This is a genomic window from Rhodococcus sp. NPDC003383, assembly GCF_053589115.1.
In genome coordinates this window covers 87,976-104,728 of the sequence record NZ_JBSFRG010000007.1, presented here as the reverse complement: position 1 = coordinate 104,728, position 16,753 = coordinate 87,976, and the positions used below count along the sequence as shown (strand labels likewise).

Here is a 16,753-nt window from a genome sequence, read left to right as displayed (position 1 = left end):
GCCACGCAAGAGTCACGGCACCGACGCGACCAGCAGATCGGTGAGTTCGCGCGGACACACCAGCGCCACCAGGTGACCGCTGTCGAGGACGTCCGGTTCCACGCCGACCCGCTCGCGGGCGATCCGCCGGATGAGATCGAGCGGAAACAACCGGTCGTGACGGCCGGCGACCACCCGCACCGGCACATCCGGCCATCGGTCGGCGCGCCACGCCGGTTCGAACGCCGAATCCGAGAGCACGGGCGCTTCGTGCGTGAACGCTTCCGCGACGATCTCGGCGGGCACGTCGTGGAAGAACAGTTCGCGCGGATCGAAGGGAAGGTCGGGGTCACGCCCGTCCGCGATGTCCTGTGCACGTCGGGCCTGCTCCTGACCGACTGCGCTCCACCATCCGCCGGGTGACTCGCCGGGAGCCGGGATCATCGGCGCGACGAGGATCAGCCGGTCGACGACCAGCCGCTCCGCCGCGATCACTGCGGTGAACGCGGACATGGACTGACCGACCAGGACCAGCGGCGGCTGCGCGTCCCGGGCCGCGGCGACCACCACGTCGGCGTACTCGTACTGTCCGGCGGCGTCGTCGGAGTACGGCAGGTCGACGGGAATCGCGGTGTGCCCCAGTTCCTGCAGCAGCGGCACCACCCGATGCCAGTACCACGAGTCCGATCCGGCACCGGGCAGCAGTACGAAGGTCGCCATCGCGTCCCCTCAGTCGGGCTTCACCTCGCTCAGCCGACCCGTGGCAACGTCGAAGACGAAGCCGCGCAACGATTCGGTCTGGGTGATGAACGGGCTGTCCTCGATGCGGCGCAGCGACTGCCGCACGTCCTCCTCGACGTCCGGGAAGGACTCGGGCGACCAGGACGGTTTGATGCCGATCTCGTCCTGGATCGACCGCTTGAACTCGTCGTCGGTGAATGTGAGCATGCCGCAGTCGGTGTGGTGGATGAGGATGATCTCCCGGGTACCGAGCAGTCGCTGGCTGATGGCGAGGGACCGGATCTCGTCGTCGGTCACGACACCACCGGCGTTGCGGATCACGTGGGATTCGCCTTCGCCGATTCCCAGGGCCCGGTAGACGTCCAGCCGCGCGTCCATGCACGCCACGACCGCGACGTGCTTGCTGGGAGGCAGCGGAAGCGGGCCGGTGAAGGACTCGGCGTACTTCCTGTTGTTCTCGAGGTATTCGTCGGTGACAGTCATGGGCTGTGCCTCTCGTCGACCCGGCGTCCGCGAGCGCGGACACCGTGGTCCATGGTCCTCCGCCCGGCTGTTCATGCAACAGGATTCGGATCTGCGCGCTCCGTACTCTGGACGGGCGCCGAAAACTGTGCAAGCTCCCCGCCGGTGGCCCTATGGTGGTCGAAGCACCTCGGGCGGAGGAACCCGGTTCATGGCGACGCAGACCTCGACTTCCCTTCGGTTCGCCGTCATTCTCACGATGGTCGGCGGCTACCTCGACGCATACACGTTCATCACCCGCGACGGTGTCTTCGCGAACACGCAGACCGCCAACGTGATCCTGATGGGCATCGATTTCGCCGAGGCACAATGGCGCGACGCGCTCGCGCACCTGTATCCGATCCTCGCGTTCCTCGTCGGCATCGCGGTCGCGATGCTCGTCAAGACCGGCCGCATCGAACGCCGCCTCACCCGCCCGCTGCGCTGGGCGACGGGCCTGCAGGTGATCATCCTCGTGATCGTGGGGTTCCTGCCGGACAGCGTCCACGCCGCGGCGGTCACCGTCCCCATCGCGTTCGTCGCGGCACTGCAGATGGGTCTGTATCGCATGATCGGCGAGCTGACCTACATGTCCATCGCCACGACCGGAAATCTGATGCGGCTCACCGAGGCCTGGTTCCGCGGGTTCGTCGACCACGACGAGGTGGCCCGCCGCCACACCGCCGTCTACGGCGCGATCTGCGCGTCGTTCGCGGGCGGCGCGGTCTTCGGTGCACTCGTGTCCCAGTGGATCGGCGGGCAGGCAGCGTGGGTCCCCGCCCTGATCCTGACCGTCACCCTCGTGTTGTTCCACCTCGACGAACAGGACTGACGGCGGCCGTCATTCCGTTGCGTCGCCCGTCCGCTCGCCGACCCGGTCGGGATACCAGGCGGAGAACTTGATCGCGGCGACCATCGCCGCGACCTGGATCACCCATCCCGTCCAGATGTTGTCGTCGTCGTGGAGCACCGCGTCGCCGTACCACCCCGCAGCCGCCGCGACGAGGAAGGCGAGAGCCCACGCCCCGGTGATGACGTAGTTGGTGCGCAGGAACACCGGCGAATCCCAGTACTGCGGATCGACCTCCTCCCGCGCGTACTGGATCGTGAACGGCCTCCGCGCCAGCATCGATCCGACCGCGATGAGCACCAGCGTGATGTTCGCGATCTCACCGATCCACGTCTCGAGCCACATCTGGTTGTCCACGCTCAGCGAGAAGTGGGTGATCAGCAACGCCGCGAAGAACACGACGTCCACCACACCGAGCAGTTTCAGCGACCGGCCACGGATCAGGTCCAGGACGAGGAACAGGACCGACAGGCCCAGTGCCACGGCCGCGACCCACGCGATACTGCCCGGTCCCTCGAAGACGGCGAGCACGATCCATGGGGCGAGACCGGCGAGCGGACTGTCGAGCAGTCCCTCCACGACCGGTGGGAACCGACCTTGCTGCGGGGACGAGCGTCGGGCGTTCTCGATGTCGTCGGCCATGGCGATACCTCGACGAGTTCGCGTGCAGTCGGACCTCTCGATCTTAAGGTTCGGCCCTCGATGCGCACGGGCGTTTCGCCGTCATCCGAGGACCGGACCCGCCGTGCAGGGTCCGAGTCGACGGTCGGTGTACCGAATTTTCGGGACGTCCACCGTCGTTCCGGGCCGATACGCAACCGGATTGGAGACCCCGGCAGCGACCGGCAGCCGAGCACCCGTCCGTCTGTGCTCGGGCACAACTATCCGGCCGGAACGGCGCCGAGAAAATAGGATGTGTTCCTGCCGTCAACTTTGCGCACCGGCTTCGAGCGCGGAAAGGACCCCATGGTCTCGCATTTCCAGGACGACGAATTCGCACAGCTCCCCCGGAACGCCGCCGAACTCGGGCTGACACTCGATGCTCCACCGGTGGTGCAGCGTGTCGGCACCGACATCCGCGAGGGCGTGCACGTGAGCTCGCTGCTCTGGGCCACCGAACCGCCTCGTATCGTGTTCCTGCACGACAGCGGTCAGGACGCCCACACCTGGGATGCACTCAATCTCGCGCTGGGACTGCCCGCGCTCGCCGTCGACCTGCCCGGGCACGGACATTCGACGCCGCTCGACCACCCCGACCACTCCCCCTGGAACGCGGCCGACGCGGTGGCACACGCCGTCCGCCGCTGGGCACCCGAAGCCGAAGCCGTGGTGGGCGCTTCCCTCGGCGGTCTCACGACGATCCGTCTCGCCGCGATCGTTCCGGAACTGGTGCGCCGCGCGATCGTTCTCGACGTGACGCCCTCGGCGGTGCTCGACGACGGCCAGGATCTGTCGGCGCTGTGGGACGATCTAGCGGGCATCGGGGTTCCGCTGACGCTGATCCGTGGTGGCGCATCGGATTTCGTGTCCGATTCCGATGCCGACGAGGTCCGGCGGCGCAATCCGGCCGCGCGAATCCTCGCGGTGCCGCACGCCGGTCACACCGTGCACAACGACGCGCCACGCGAACTCGCCGAGATCATCGGCTCGTCACTCGAAACCGTCTGATACACAGAATCATCCGAACTCGACCCACCACGGCTCTAGGCTGGACGCATGGCATCGACCGATCCGCTCGAAGCGCTGTTCACCACCACCAAGGTCGCGACGCTCGTCACCCTCAAGCGGGACGGACGGCCGCAGCTGTCGAACATCCTGCACCACTACGACCCCCGCACCCGCACGTTCTCCGTCTCGGTGACCGACGACCGCGCCAAGACCCGCAACATGCGCCGCGACCCGCGCGTGAGCATGTTCGTCGACTCCGCCGACGGCTGGTCGTACGCGGTCGCGGAGGGTTACGCCGAGTTGTCCCCGGTCGCGGCACTTCCGCACGATGAGACCGTCGAACAGCTGGTCGAGCAGTATCGGCAACTGCAGGGCGAGCATCCGGATTGGAACGAGTTCCGCGCGGCGATGGTGACCGAACGGCGGCTGCTGCTGCGGGTGCGCGTCGAACGGTTCTACGGCATGTCCCGCTGACCGCTCACGGCTCGACCATCACGACCCGCACCCCGATCAGCCGTACTTTCCGGTCGTGATCGAACCGGTCCAGCAACGCGACCGCGGCGTCCGAGACGACCTGCGAGTCCAACGTCGGTTCGGGCAGGGCCCGGCCGGTGGTGTGGGTGGTGAACGGCGCGTACCGGAGCTTGACCTCCACCCGCACGCCCGGTCGCTGCTCGGCGCGGATGTCCTCGGTGGCGCGGACCGCGAGCCGGCGCGCATGTTCGGCGAGTTCCGCCCAGTCGCTCACGTCGTGCTGGAACGTCACCTCCCGCCCGTGCGACCGCGCGACCCACGGCTCGGCCGTCACGGTCGCGCCGCCGACCCCACGTCCCAGTCCGACGAGCCACGGCCCGGTCTTCGGTCCGAACCGCGCCGCCAGGTCCGCTTCCGACGCCATCGCGAGATCCCGCACGGTGCGGATCCCGAGCGCGTCGAGTTTCTTCGCGGTGCGCGAGCCGATACCCCACAACGCGTCGGTGCCGCGGTCGCCCATCACCGCGAACCAGTTGTCGCGGGTGAGCCGGAACATGCCGCGCGGCTTGCCGAAGCCGGTGGCGATCTTGGCGCGCAGCTTGTTGTCGCCGATGCCCACCGAACAATGCAGTCCCGTCGCGTCGAACACCGCGGTCTGCACGGTCCGCGCGACCGCCTCCGGATCGTCGGTGTCCACCCCGAGGAACGCCTCGTCCCAGCCGAGGACCTCGACGACGACGCCGAGCCCGCGCAACGTGTCCATCACGACGTTCGACACCTCGGTGTAGGTGTCCGCGTCGACGGGCAGGAACACCGCGTCGGGGACCTTGCGGGCCGCGGTCCGCAGCGGCATCCCGGACCCGACGCCGTGCTCGCGGGCCTCGTAGGACGCCGTGGACACGACACCCCGTTCGGTCGGGTCGCCGCGACCGCCGACGATCACCGGCCGCCCCGCCAGGTCGGGGTTGCGCAGTACCTCGACCGCGGCGATGAACTGGTCGAGGTCGACGTGCAACACCCAGTGCCCGGTCACCCGGATGCCAATTCGACGGCCACCGACGCGGCGAGGGCGACGTTCGCGCGGTAGACCGCGACGTTCACGTCGAGGCTGCGGCCACCGGTGGCGTGATGCAGGTGGGCGAGCAGGAACGGGGTCGTCGCCTTCCCCGTGACCCCGGCGGCCGCGGCGGCATGCTCGGCGTCACGCAGCACCCGATCGTGCAGCGCCGGATCGAGCTGGTCCTGTTCGGGCACCGGATTGACCAGCAGCACAGCACTTTTCGAGCCGAGACGGTCGCGGGCGTCGACGATCGCCGCGGCTTCGGCGGGCGACTCCACGGAATAGTCGATCGCGCAACCGCTGTCGCGCACGTAGAAGCCGGGGAACCGCCGCGTCCGATAGCCGACGACGGGCACGCTCAGGGTTTCGAGGCGTTCCAGGGACGCCGGAATATCGAGGATCGATTTCACTCCGGCGCTGACGACGAGGATCGGTACCGATGCCAGGGTGGTCAGGTCGGCGGATTCGTCGAACGTCGACGCCGCGCCGCGGTGGACGCCGCCCAGGCCGCCGGTCGCGAAGACCCGCACTCCCGCGTGGTGGGCGAGCACCGCGGTCGAGGCGACGGTCGTGCCACCCGAGATGCCTTTCGCCGCGGCGGCGGGAAGGTCGCGGACGCCGAGCTTCTCGACGCCCGGCTCCGATCCGAGCGCGGTGATCTGCTCGTCCGACAACCCCACGGTGGGGATGCCACCGACCACGCCGACGGTCGCCGGCACCACGCCGGCGTCGCGCAGGTTCCGTTCGGCCTCGAACGCGACCTCGAGATTGCGAGGCGGGGTGAGCCCGTGCGTGAAGATCGTCGATTCCAGCGCGACGACCGGTCGCCCGTCGGCGACGGCGTCCCGCACCTGCGGTGACACGTGGATGAGCGGGTTCATCGATACTCCGATCCGTCGCCCCACACGGTAGGACGGGGCCGCGGGGACGCGGGCGGATTCGGTGATCGCGCGGACAGTCCGGCCGAGCCCGCCGCATACTGAACCGGACTAAGCGACCATCCAGTCCCATCGGAGCCCACCATGCGCAGACTCCCGATCTTCCTGGCCGCCGCCGTCGTCGCGCTGGCCTCCGCGTGCACCAGCGACGACACGACCACCTCGCCCACGACGGGCACGGAATCCCCGGAGAGCGCCGAGTCCGCGCTGGCGGACCGGTTGCAGGAAACCATCGACAGCCTGCACGGGGAGATCGGATTCCCCGGCGTCATCGCGCGGGTGATCGGCCCCGAGGGGGAATGGACCGGGACCGCGGGTGTCTCCGGCGTCGACACCCAGCAGCCCCCGACAGCGGAGGACCACACGCGCGTCGGCAGTCTCACCAAGACGATGACCGCCACCGCGATCCTGCAGTTGTGGGAGGACGGACGGCTCGAACTCACGGACCCGATCGGCAAATACGTGCCGGGCCTACCCAACGGAGACATCGCGACACTCGAGCAGCTCGCCACAATGACCAGCGGAATCCCCAGCTACACCTTCGACGAGGGGTTCCAGCAACAGCTGTTCGCCAACCCCGACGCTCCGTGGACCCCGGAACAACTCCTCGACGTGGTGCGCGGCGATCCGCCGAACTTCGCGCCCGGCGAGCAGTTCGAGTACTCCAACTCGAACTACGTCGCGCTCGGTCTCGTCGTCGAACAGGTCAGCGGGCAGAGCCTCGCGGACTACTTCCAGGAGAACCTGTTCGGTCCGCTCGGCATGTCCGAGACGTCGCTGCCCTCCGACGCGGCGTTCCCCGACCCGCACCTGTCCGGCATCACCGAACAGGGCCAGCCGGAGGGCGAGACCGCCGACGCCACGAACTGGAACCCGTCGTGGGGATGGGCGGCCGGCGCCGTGATCTCCTCCATCGACGACCTGCAGCGCTGGGCGAAGGCGCTCGGCACCGGCGAGGGCATCCTCAACCCCGAAACCCAGCAGTACCGGCTCGAGTCGTTCAACTACGACGTCCCGCCGGCCACCCCCGAACGCGCCTACGGTTTCGGCTGGGGCATCGAGAACGGCTGGCTCGAGCACACCGGCGAACTCCCCGGGTACAACACCTATGCCGGATACCTGCCGGCGTCCGGCACGATCCTGGTCGCCGCGGTCAACAGCGACATCCCTGCCGCCGACGGCACCGCCCCCGTCACCGCCGTCGTCAACGCCCTGAAGCAGGACCTCCAGTAACCGAGGAGGGTCGGAACGCCTCGAACGGCTCGCCTTCGAGGGCCACCGACTCCCGGCCGTCCGGTCCGACCGGAACGTCACCGACGAGGGTGATCCGGTACAGCCGGCGATCGTAGTCGGTGGTGAGATCGCGCGGCGCGAGGTGCACGCTGGAGCGGTTGTCCCAGAACGCGATCGAGCCCGGCGCCCACCGGAACCGCACCGTGTACTCCGGACGCGCCAGCTCGTCGTAGAACAGCTCGAGCAGCCGGCGGCTCTCGTGCGGCGACACCCCGACGATGTGGGACGTGAAACCGGGGTTGACGTACAGTGCCTTCTCCCCCGTCTCCGGGTGCACCCGCACGACCGGATGTTCGGTGAGGAGCGGCCGCTTCTCGACCCTGCGCAGGTAGTCCTCGGTGGGGGTGGTGCCCGCACCGGGACTGAACCGGTGCACGGCGCGCAGGCCGTCGGCGAGGGACCTGACCGGCGCCGACAGTCCTTCGTACGCGGCGACGGTGTTGGACCACTGGGTGTCGCCACCGTACGGGGGCAGCACCTCCGCACGCAGGATCGACGCTGCCGGCGGATTCACCGCGGCGGTGACGTCGGCGTGCCAGCCGGGCCGGTCGTAGCCGGAAGTGCTCGCGACCCGGGCCTTGAAGCGGTCGCGGAAGATCGGGTAGATCGTCGGGTAGTTCGGGTCCGGGATCGAATCGAACAGGGGGTGGGCGGGCGTTGGTGCGCCGAAGTAGTTCGCGAACCGCAGGTGCTGGTCGTGGTCGAGGTGCTGGTCGCGGAAGAACACGACCTTCCACTGCAGCAGCGCCTGCCGGACGGTGGCGATCTCGTCGGTGGTGAGTTCGCGGGTGAGGTCGAGTCCGTGGATCTCGGCGCCGGTCCAACCGGACTGCGGGCGCACCTCGATGCGGGTTGCGGCCTGGGTCATGGTGTCGCTCCTTCTCGTGTGGTTCGGGTGCGGTCGCAGACGACTACGGAAGCGGTGTGAGCGCCACTCCGTCGGTGTCGTTCTGCGCCTGGATGATCGAGTTGTAGCGGTCGTCGAGGTAGGGAGCCACGTCGACGGGCCGGTCGATGATGCCGGTGTCGAGGAGTCCGTCCGACACGGTCTGGAACAGTGCGGTGAACTTCGGTTCGATCGGGTAGTACTTCGCGATGCCGGTCTTGTCGAGCAGTTCCTTGCCCTGCGCGTACGTGATGCCCTGGACACCGACGTAGTACGCCTCGACCCACTGCCCGGGGTTGGCTTCCTGCCAGTTGGTCGCCGCGACCGTCCGCCCGACGTAGTCGCCGATCGCGGCGATCTTGACGGGATCGTCGAGGACATCGCGCCGCACCACCAGCGCGCTGATGCCGGTGTTGATGCCGGTTCCGTCACCGAGAATCGGCGGAGAGCCGATCTTGTAGTACTGGTTCCCGCGGACGATCGCGGCATCGACCGCACCGGCGACAAACGTCGGCACCACCTCCGATCCCGCGAGTTCGACGCCCTCGACGTCGGTGCCGAGTTCGAGACCGGCCCGGTCGAGCAGGCCGACGGTGATCATCTGACGGCCGGTGCCCGGCGGGTATGCGACGCGCTTGCCGCGCAGGTCTTCGAGGGTCTCGATGCCACTGCCCGGCTGCGCGACGAGGTAGTAGCCGCCGCTGCTTCCCGGATTCGCTTGTCCCGCAACGACCACGATGTCCTCGATGCCGTTGGACACGGCGATCGGAACAGGCGCTTCGCCGACGAAGCCGATGTCGGCAGCGCCGGAACGCAGCGCTTCGATGACAGCGGGGCCGCCGCTGAAGTCCGCGAAGGTGACCTCGTAGGGCGCGTCGGCTCCGGCGCCGGACAGCGACCATGCGAGCGACTGGTTCCCGTTCTGCTCGGCGACAACGAGTTCCGTCCCCTCGGGGACGTCGACGGTGTTCGCGATGGTCGCTTCGGAGAGCGCTTCGCTCTCCTCGGATTCGGACAGCCCGCAGGCGGAGGCGAGCATCGTCAATGCGAGGGCGGGCAGCAATGCCCACCGGGCCCGTCTGATTCCAGGCAACGTCATGTTCCTTCTGATGTGAGTTATCGAGCGTCGGGTTCGTCGCCGACACCGAGTTCGGCGAGCAGTCGCCGTCGCAGCGCGGTGAATTCGCGCGAGTCCCGAGAACGTGGCTGCGGCACGTCGACGCGGGTGGACAGGGAGATCGCCCCGTCGGTCAGCACGATCACGCGGTCCGCGAGCAGGATCGCTTCGTCGACGTCGTGGGTGACGAGCAGGACCGCGGGCCGGTACTTGCGGTACAGCCGCAGCAGCAGGCCGTGCATCCGGATGCGGGTGAGCGCGTCGAGTGCACCGAAAGGTTCGTCGAGAAGCAGCAATTGGGGTTCGCGCACGAGTGCCCGCGCCAGCGCGACGCGCTGTGCTTCACCGCCGGAGAGGGTGCGCGGCCACGCGCCGGCCTTGTCCTCGAGGTGCACCTCGGCCAGCGCGGCGCGGCCCTGCTCGCGCACCGTGGCGTTGTTGGGCAGTCCGATCGTGACGTTGGTCAGCACCTTCTGCCACGGCAGCAGACGCGGTTCCTGGAACACGACCGCCTGTTTCGCGGGCACCCGGATGTGGCCCTGGACGTCGGGGTCCAGCGCGCCGAGCGCCCGCAGGAAGGTCGACTTGCCGGATCCGCTGCGTCCGAGCAGCGCGACGAACTCGCCCGCGGCGATCTCGACGTCGAGACCGTCGAGGACGGTCTGCGCGCCGAACACCCGTCGCACACCGCGCGCGACAACGACCGTCTGGGTGTCGTTGTCCACCAGGTCAGTTGCCATCGTAGGCTCGCCTCCAGGTCAGCAGCCGGTTCTCCAGCCAGCGCACCACCGCGATGGAGAGCAGCCCGAGGATTGCGTACACCGCGATGAGTACGAACACGACGTCGATCTGGAAGTACTCGCGGGCGTCGGTCATCATGCGGCCCAGGCCCTTCTTCGCGTTGATCGTCTCGGCGAAGATCAGCGAGAGCCACGCGCCGGTGAGGGCGAGGCGCAGGCCGACGAGGAACCCGGGCAGTGCGCCGGGCAGGACGACACGGCGGATCAGTTCGCCGCGGCCGACCCCGAACGAACGTGCCGCCTCGACGAGCCCGGCGTCGACGCTGCGTATCGCGGCGAAGGTGTTGATGTAGATGGATACCGCGACCGCCAGGACGATGAGGATGACCTTCGGGACCTCGCTGATGCCGAACCACACGATGAGCAGCGGTACCAGCGCGAAGTTCGGAACCGCCCGCAGCACTTCCATGTTGGCGTCGACGAAGTTCTCGCCGATGCGGGACAGGCCGGAGACCACGGCGAGCACCAGCCCGAGCGCGATGCCGATGAGCAGGCCGTAGCCGACGCGCAGCAGGCTGATCGTCAGGTGCTCCTCCAGCGACCCGTCGGTGATGAGCCGCCACGCCGCGGACAGCACCGACAGCGGCCGGGGCACCGTGCGTTCGTCGAAGAACCCGGTGCTCGACGCGACCTGCCAGGCCACGACGAGCAGGACCGGACCGAGCAGGCGCTGCACCGACCGCGGCACCCGCGAGGCGCGCTGGGTGCGCGCGGACAGCGCGGTGGGATCGACGAGAGCGACTCCCGCCGAGGACTTTTCGAGGACGGTGGTCATGCTCAGGCCGCCCCGAACCATTCACCCGAGATCGATTCGGACTTCACTCCGTTCGGCCCGACCGGCACGTCGCCGACGAGGGTGATGCGGTGCAGAACCCGGTCGTGGTCGAGATGGTGGGCGTCCTGCGGCGCCAGGTGCAGCGCGGCCCGGTTGTCCCAGAACGCGACGCTGCCGGGTTCCCACTTGAACCGGACCGTGTATTCCGGGCGTGCGACTTCGGCGAACAGCAGGTCCAGCACGTGCCGCGACTCGCGCGGCGCGAGGTTCACGATCTCCCGCGTGAACGACGGATTGACGTAGACGACGCGCTCCCCGCTCTCGGGATGCACCCGCACCACGGGATGAATCGTGGCGAGCGGGTTGGTGCGGACCAGGTCCCCGATCTTCTCCGAACTGCGCTCGGCGTCGAACGCGGCGCCGAATCGGTGCTCGGCGCGCAGCTCGTCGATGAACGCCCGGACCGGTTCGCTCAGGCCCTGATAGGCGGCCGCGACGTTGCTGAACTGGGTGTCGCCGCCGAATGGCGGGATCGTCTCGGCGCGCAGGATCGAATGCGACGGCGGGTTGATCAGCGGGGTGACCTCGGCGTGCCAGTCGGGGCCGGCCGCCCCGCGGCGCTTGGTGTAGTCGGCGCCGTACCGGTGGTCGTAGGCCTTCGGTGAGACGGTGTGGATCTCGGGGAATCCCTCCGGCGCGGTGGTGCCTTCGTAGGGATGACCGGGGGTGACGTCGCCGAACTGCTTGCCGAACGCGATCTGCGAAGCGTGGTCGAGATCCTGGTCGCGGAAGAACACCACCTTCCAGCGCAGCAGCGCCTCCCGGATCGTTGCGATCTCACCGTCGGACAACGGCTGCGACAGATCCGCGCCGTGGATCAAGGCGCCGGTCCAGCCGGACAGTGGTTCGACAGTGAGTCGCTTTTCGATCGTGGTCATTTCACGCCTCCTCGGGCACCGTGGGCGGGCTGTGAATCTCTCCCCCGTTGTGCCCACGACGCTAGAGCCGCGACGCGATTCCGCTGAAGCGTTGAAATCCCTGTGATCGGAACGATGGGATCAGTTCCCGGCGACCGCCTCGTGAGCTGCGACGAGGTCGAGGCGCAGCCAGCCGCCGTCGGGACCGGTCCGGTCCAGCGGGTATCCGGCGGGAATCGCCGTCTGCCGCAGCACATCCAGACGCTGCTCGTCGGTCAGGTCCGGTGCGGCCGCACGCAGCAGCACCGCGGCCTCGGCGGGAATGCCGTTCGTGGCGTCCGGATGGATCCGCTCGAACCCGTAGGTGAGCCGTTCGCGGAATTCGGCGCGGGCCGTCTCCGCGGACCGGTACGGGCTGTCGGAGGCGATGTAGTCACGCAGCGGCATCCCGGCGGCGGTCTCGAGCACGGCGCGCAGTTCCGCACCCGCTTCGTCGACGAGCCGCGCGAACGCCGGATCGTTGAGCCGGTCCGCCGCGGCCGCCTGGCCCATGATGCGGCCAGCCATGACGTCGAGCGGGTAGTGCACGCCGAGCACGATGCGCCCGTTGCCGATCTCGGACGCGCGCGTGAGGATCTGCGGTGCCAGTTCGGGCAGCATGTCGGCGAGCAGGATGCCTTTCCAGTACGCCTGCGACGCGTGCCCGGAGGGGTACGAGTCGGTGCCGTACACATCGGCGAACGGGTCGGCACCTCCGCTGATGCCGTCGCCCCGATAGGCGACGATGCGTTCGGGCACCACCTCGAAGGGCCGCGGATTGCTCCAGTGGTTCTTCTCGACGAGTGTCGAGTTCGCGATGCCACCGGCGCGGGCGAGGTCCCCGGCGAGCAGGGCCGCGACTTTCGGCAGCCGATGCTGGGCGAGCGCCGCGCGGAAGATGCCGCCGAGGCCGGCGCCGAGGCCGTCGGACAGCGAGAGCAGGCGGTCGTGGTTGTCGTCGAACAGGGCGCGCTGCTGTTCGACCGGGGTCGCGGCGTTGTTGATCTCCACGCCGCGGTCGAGATTGCGCTGCAGCAGGTCGGGGCGCGTGTCCCGGATCTCGGTGAAGCCGTCGAGGACGCCGATGTACGAGCCGCGCGCGGGAGCGTCCGACGGGTAGGGCCCGATCAGTTCCGGCAGGGTGAACGCCTCGGCGACCGGGGCTGCGGGCACGAGGGGCTGTGCGTCGGCGAACGACACGGACGCTGTCAGTGTCGTCGCGAGGGCCACTGCCATCGCACCGGCCAACCTGCGCAACTCCATGGACCCTCCTGCATCTGTACGGGCGTCCGTGAAGTCAATCCCGAACCAGGTCCGGCAGGCAACCGTGGATCCCGTGCGGATCGCCGAGGAGCAGCACCCACACGACCGGCAATGGTTTTACTGTATGCCTTACCGTATATTCCTCGACGTTCGGTTCGATGTGCCGCCGAGACAAAGGAGAAACCCGATGCCCCGAGCCCTGGCACCCGAGATCTCCACCTGGCCCGACCCCGACCCGCAGCTCGTCGGCAGCCGTTGCCGGGACTGCGAGGCGGTCGCATTTCCGGCGCACCGGCGGTGCCCGCGGTGCAGTTCCGGCAACGTCGCCGAGACCGTGTTGCCGCGGCGCGGAACCCTCGTGTCGTGGACGACGCAGGGCTTTCTTCCCGGACCTCCCTACGCCGGGCGCGAGACGGCCGCGACGTTCACCCCGTTCGGCGTCGGACTGGTCCAGCTCGACGACGTCGTGCGCGTCGAAGGGCGGCTCAGCGAGAACGATCCGGACAAGCTTCATTTCGGCATGGAGGTGGAGTTGACCATGGTGCCCATCGCCGTCGACGACGACGGCACCGAAACCGTCACGTTCGCGTTCCGCGCGGTCTGAGCGACTGAGGAGAGTCGAAGTGAACGATGTCGCCATCATCGGGGTGGGACTGCACCCGTTCGGCCGGTTCGACGGCAAGAGCGCGATGGACATGGGCGCGGACGCTGTGCAGGCCGCGCTCGACGATGCGGGATTGCAGTGGAAGGACATGCAGTTCGCCGTCGGGGGTAGCTGGGAGATCGCGAACCCCGACGCGATCGTCGGGACGCTGGGTCTGACCGGGTTGCCGTTCACGAACGTGTTCAACGCGTGCGCGACCGCGGCGAGCGCCACCCAGGTGTGTGCCGATTCGATCCGGGTCGGTCGCTTCGACATCGGTATCGCGATCGGGATGGACAAGCATCCGCGTGGGGCGTTCACCGTGGACCCCACGCTCGTGGGGATGCCCCGGTGGTACGGGGAGAACGGCCAGTACCTCACCACCCAGTTCTTCGGGATGAAGGCCAACAAATACCTGCACGACCACGGGATCTCGCAGCGCACTCTCGCGAAGGTCGCGGCGAAGAACTACCGCAACGGGGCCTTGAATCCGAATGCGTTCCGCCGCAAACCCATCGACGAGGACACGATCCTCGACTCCCCGATGCTGAACTACCCGCTCACGCACTACATGTTCTGCGCGCCCGACGAAGGCGCCGCCGCCGTCGTCATGTGCCGGGCGGATATGGCGCACCGCTTCACCCGCACCCCCGTCTACGTGCGGGCGGTCGAGATCCGCACGCGGCGATACGGGGCCTACGAGGTGAACACGACGTTCGCGCCCGTCGACGAGGACACCTCACCCACCGTCTACGCGTCGCGGGCCGCGTTCGAGGCGGCCGGGATCGCACCCGAGGAGGTCGACGTCGTGCAACTGCAGGACACCGACGCCGGCGCCGAGGTCATCCACCTGGCCGAGGCCGGGTTCTGCGCCGACGGCGACCAGGAGAAACTGATCGCCGAGGGCCACACGGAGATCGGTGGCCGGCTTCCCGTCAACACCGACGGTGGCCTCATCGCCAACGGCGAACCGATCGGCGCGTCCGGGCTTCGGCAGGTCCACGAGTTGGTACGGCAACTGCGTGGCGAGGCGGGTGACCGGCAGATCTCAGGTACTCCCCGCGTCGGCTTCGCACAGCTCTACGGAGCCCCCGGCACCGCCGCGGCCACCATCCTCACCACCTGACCCGTCCCCCGTGCCCGTGCGTGGTTTTGGTAGTTGCCGCTACCAAAACCACGCACGGGCACCAACATTCGTTCAGGGACGAGGACGCAATCCTCGACTCGCCGATGCTGAACTACCCCTCCCTGGAATCACGTCGAGCAGAAGTATTGGGTCGGCGTCCGAACCCTGCTGAACTGCCGGTGATTTGTGCCGACAGTATTTCGGAGGGTGTTCGCTATGGCTTCTCGATTGCATCTCAACGTGTTCGTTCCCGCGACCGGCCACCACGAAGCGTCGTGGCGACTGCCGGGTACCACCCCCGAACGCGTCGACGACGTGCACTACTACCGCGAGATCGCACAGACGGCCGAGCGCGGACGGTTCGATTCGATCTTCCTGGCGGACGTCCCGGCGGTCGGACGGCACGCCGACCGCGTCGCGCAGAGCAGTTTCGAGCCGCTGACCTTGCTGTCCGCGTTGGCGTTGGTCACCGAGCACATCGGTCTCATCGGAACCGCGTCCACCACGTACACGGAGCCCTACAACCTGGCCCGCCAGTTCTCGTCGCTGGACCACATCAGCGGCGGACGTGCGGGATGGAACATCGTCACCTCGTGGTCCTCCGCGGCCGCGCACAACTTCGGGTTCGACGGCCGGCTCGGCCACACCGACCGCTACGAACGCGCTACCGAATACCTCGAGGTTGCCACTGCCCTGTGGGACAGCTGGGAGGACGACGCCGTCGTCGTCGATCGCGAGCGCGGCATCTACGCCGACGCGGACAGGGTGCACCGGATCGACCACGCCGGACCACACTTCCGGGTTCGCGGGCCCCTCAATGCGGCGCGCTCACCGCAGGGGCACCCGGTACTCGTCCAGGCAGGCTCGTCCGTGGAGGGCCGCGCGTTCGCCGCGCGCTTCGCCGAGGCGATCTTCACCGCGCAGGTCGACCTCGGCGACGCGCAGGACTTCTACCGTGACGTGAAGGCCCAGGCGGCGGCGTTCGGCCGCGACCCCGACACCGTCAAGATCCTTCCCGGCCTGTCTCCCATCATCGGTTCCACCGAGGCGGAGGCACGGCGCATCGAGCAGGACCTGACGGATCTGTCGATACCCGAGGTCGGGTTGGCGCACCTGTCGTCCCGATTCGACGACGTCGACCTGTCCGGGTTCCCCCTGGACGGTCCGGTTCCGCTGCACGCGCTGCCCCACCCCGAGGACGTGCAGGGCGCGCAGAGCCGTTCGCGGGTCATCTTCGACATGGTCGAACGCGAACCCGGCCTGACCCTGCGCGGATTGCTGCATCGCCTCGCCGGCGCCCGCGGGCACGGCACGATCGTGGGCACCCCGGAGCAGGTCGCGGATCGGATCGTCACCTGGTTCGAGGCCGGTGCCGCCGACGGTTTCAACATCATGCCGCCCTATCTGCCCGGCAGCTTCGACGCGTTCGTCGACCACGTCGTGCCGATCCTGCAGAGCCGCGGTGTGTTCCGCACCGAATACGAGGGCACGACGCTGCGCGACCACTACGCCCTGCCCCGCCCGGCCGCCCGACGCTCATCCCCCGTCCCCGTCTCCTAGCCCCCGCGCCCCGTGCGTGGTTTCGGTAGTTGCCGCTACCGAAACCACGCACGAGGCAAGGGTTTCGATCACGACGATCCGAACCCTGTACGCGGGCGTCACCTCGGCCCATGATCACCACTC

18 protein-coding genes are annotated in these 16,753 nt (G+C 68.5%); 7 read left to right on the top strand and 11 right to left on the bottom strand.

The window, feature by feature from the left end; all coding sequences use genetic code 11:
- Positions 1-12: 12 nt before the first annotated feature.
- Positions 13-699, bottom strand: a complete 687-nt coding sequence (locus ACWDTS_RS09115) for an alpha/beta fold hydrolase (protein WP_197252383.1) — start codon at positions 697-699, stop codon at positions 13-15.
- A gap of 9 nt (positions 700-708) precedes the next feature.
- Entirely contained in the window at positions 709-1,203 is a 495-nt protein-coding gene (locus ACWDTS_RS09110) for a beta-class carbonic anhydrase (RefSeq protein WP_197252384.1), read from the bottom strand.
- A gap of 190 nt (positions 1,204-1,393) precedes the next feature.
- Between ACWDTS_RS09110 and ACWDTS_RS09105 the strand changes: the two genes are divergently transcribed.
- Positions 1,394-2,053, top strand: a complete 660-nt coding sequence (locus tag ACWDTS_RS09105) for a YoaK family protein (RefSeq protein WP_197252385.1) — start codon at positions 1,394-1,396, stop codon at positions 2,051-2,053.
- 9 nt (positions 2,054-2,062) lie between these two features.
- Here ACWDTS_RS09105 and ACWDTS_RS09100 read toward each other — a convergent pair whose 3' ends face one another.
- The gene (locus tag ACWDTS_RS09100) at positions 2,063-2,713 is read right to left on the bottom strand and encodes a hypothetical protein (RefSeq protein WP_197252386.1); all 651 of its coding nucleotides are present in this window, start codon (positions 2,711-2,713) and stop codon (positions 2,063-2,065) included.
- A gap of 324 nt (positions 2,714-3,037) precedes the next feature.
- On the opposite strand from ACWDTS_RS09100, the gene ACWDTS_RS09095 reads away from it, so the two are divergent.
- Both ACWDTS_RS09095 and ACWDTS_RS09090 read left to right on the top strand, forming a co-directional pair.
- Positions 3,038-3,739 carry an alpha/beta fold hydrolase gene (locus ACWDTS_RS09095; protein WP_197252387.1) on the top strand — a complete coding sequence of 234 codons (702 nt, stop codon included), beginning with the start codon at positions 3,038-3,040 and terminating at the stop codon, positions 3,737-3,739.
- Between the two features lie 48 nt (positions 3,740-3,787).
- Complete coding sequence (locus tag ACWDTS_RS09090; protein ID WP_197252388.1) at positions 3,788-4,213, top strand: PPOX class F420-dependent oxidoreductase; 426 nt, start codon at positions 3,788-3,790, stop codon at positions 4,211-4,213.
- Between the two features lie 4 nt (positions 4,214-4,217).
- Here ACWDTS_RS09090 and ACWDTS_RS09085 read toward each other — a convergent pair whose 3' ends face one another.
- Both ACWDTS_RS09085 and ACWDTS_RS09080 read right to left on the bottom strand, forming a co-directional pair.
- Positions 4,218-5,246 (bottom strand): DNA polymerase IV, encoded by a 1,029-nt coding sequence (locus tag ACWDTS_RS09085; RefSeq protein WP_248675708.1) that lies wholly within the window; start codon positions 5,244-5,246, stop codon positions 4,218-4,220.
- Positions 5,243-6,154 carry a pseudouridine-5'-phosphate glycosidase gene (locus tag ACWDTS_RS09080; RefSeq protein ID WP_197252389.1) on the bottom strand — a complete coding sequence of 304 codons (912 nt, stop codon included), beginning with the start codon at positions 6,152-6,154 and terminating at the stop codon, positions 5,243-5,245. The genes ACWDTS_RS09085 and ACWDTS_RS09080 overlap by 4 nt, the downstream gene beginning before the upstream one ends.
- A gap of 141 nt (positions 6,155-6,295) precedes the next feature.
- Between ACWDTS_RS09080 and ACWDTS_RS09075 the strand changes: the two genes are divergently transcribed.
- Positions 6,296-7,444, top strand: a complete 1,149-nt coding sequence (locus ACWDTS_RS09075) for a serine hydrolase domain-containing protein (RefSeq protein ID WP_450111695.1) — start codon at positions 6,296-6,298, stop codon at positions 7,442-7,444.
- Here the strand turns inward: ACWDTS_RS09075 and ACWDTS_RS09070 are convergent.
- The 6 genes from ACWDTS_RS09070 to ACWDTS_RS09045 all read right to left on the bottom strand — a co-directional run bounded on the left by ACWDTS_RS09070 (position 7,416) and on the right by ACWDTS_RS09045 (position 13,301).
- A complete protein-coding gene (locus tag ACWDTS_RS09070) occupies positions 7,416-8,372 on the bottom strand; it encodes a TauD/TfdA dioxygenase family protein (RefSeq protein ID WP_450111694.1) in 957 nt (318 codons plus the stop codon). The two genes, ACWDTS_RS09075 and ACWDTS_RS09070, sit on opposite strands and share 29 nt — an antisense overlap.
- A 43-nt stretch (positions 8,373-8,415) precedes the next feature.
- Complete coding sequence (locus ACWDTS_RS09065) at positions 8,416-9,483, bottom strand: PhnD/SsuA/transferrin family substrate-binding protein (protein WP_450118014.1); 1,068 nt, start codon at positions 9,481-9,483, stop codon at positions 8,416-8,418.
- Positions 9,484-9,506: 23 nt separating this feature from the next.
- Positions 9,507-10,247, bottom strand: a complete 741-nt coding sequence (locus ACWDTS_RS09060) for an ABC transporter ATP-binding protein (protein WP_248676673.1) — start codon at positions 10,245-10,247, stop codon at positions 9,507-9,509.
- Positions 10,237-11,082: an ABC transporter permease gene (locus ACWDTS_RS09055; RefSeq protein ID WP_420750217.1), complete on the bottom strand. Its 846-nt coding sequence runs from the start codon at positions 11,080-11,082 to the stop codon at positions 10,237-10,239. The genes ACWDTS_RS09060 and ACWDTS_RS09055 overlap by 11 nt, the downstream gene beginning before the upstream one ends.
- Before the next feature lie 2 nt (positions 11,083-11,084).
- Positions 11,085-12,020 carry a TauD/TfdA dioxygenase family protein gene (locus tag ACWDTS_RS09050; RefSeq protein ID WP_450118013.1) on the bottom strand — a complete coding sequence of 312 codons (936 nt, stop codon included), beginning with the start codon at positions 12,018-12,020 and terminating at the stop codon, positions 11,085-11,087.
- 120 nt (positions 12,021-12,140) lie between these two features.
- Positions 12,141-13,301 carry an acid phosphatase gene (locus ACWDTS_RS09045; protein ID WP_450118012.1) on the bottom strand — a complete coding sequence of 387 codons (1,161 nt, stop codon included), beginning with the start codon at positions 13,299-13,301 and terminating at the stop codon, positions 12,141-12,143.
- A 187-nt stretch (positions 13,302-13,488) separates the two neighbouring features.
- Here ACWDTS_RS09045 and ACWDTS_RS09040 point away from each other — a divergent pair, with 187 nt between their 5' ends.
- The 3 genes from ACWDTS_RS09040 (at position 13,489) to ACWDTS_RS09030 (ending at position 16,630) form a co-directional block, all read left to right on the top strand.
- On the top strand, positions 13,489-13,905 hold the full coding sequence (locus ACWDTS_RS09040) for a Zn-ribbon domain-containing OB-fold protein (protein ID WP_450118011.1): 417 nt from the start codon (positions 13,489-13,491) through the stop codon (positions 13,903-13,905).
- 19 nt (positions 13,906-13,924) lie between these two features.
- A complete protein-coding gene (locus tag ACWDTS_RS09035) occupies positions 13,925-15,070 on the top strand; it encodes a thiolase family protein (protein ID WP_450118010.1) in 1,146 nt (381 codons plus the stop codon).
- 216 nt (positions 15,071-15,286) lie between these two features.
- On the top strand, positions 15,287-16,630 hold the full coding sequence (locus ACWDTS_RS09030; RefSeq protein WP_450110213.1) for an LLM class flavin-dependent oxidoreductase: 1,344 nt from the start codon (positions 15,287-15,289) through the stop codon (positions 16,628-16,630).
- Positions 16,631-16,753 lie beyond the last annotated feature (123 nt).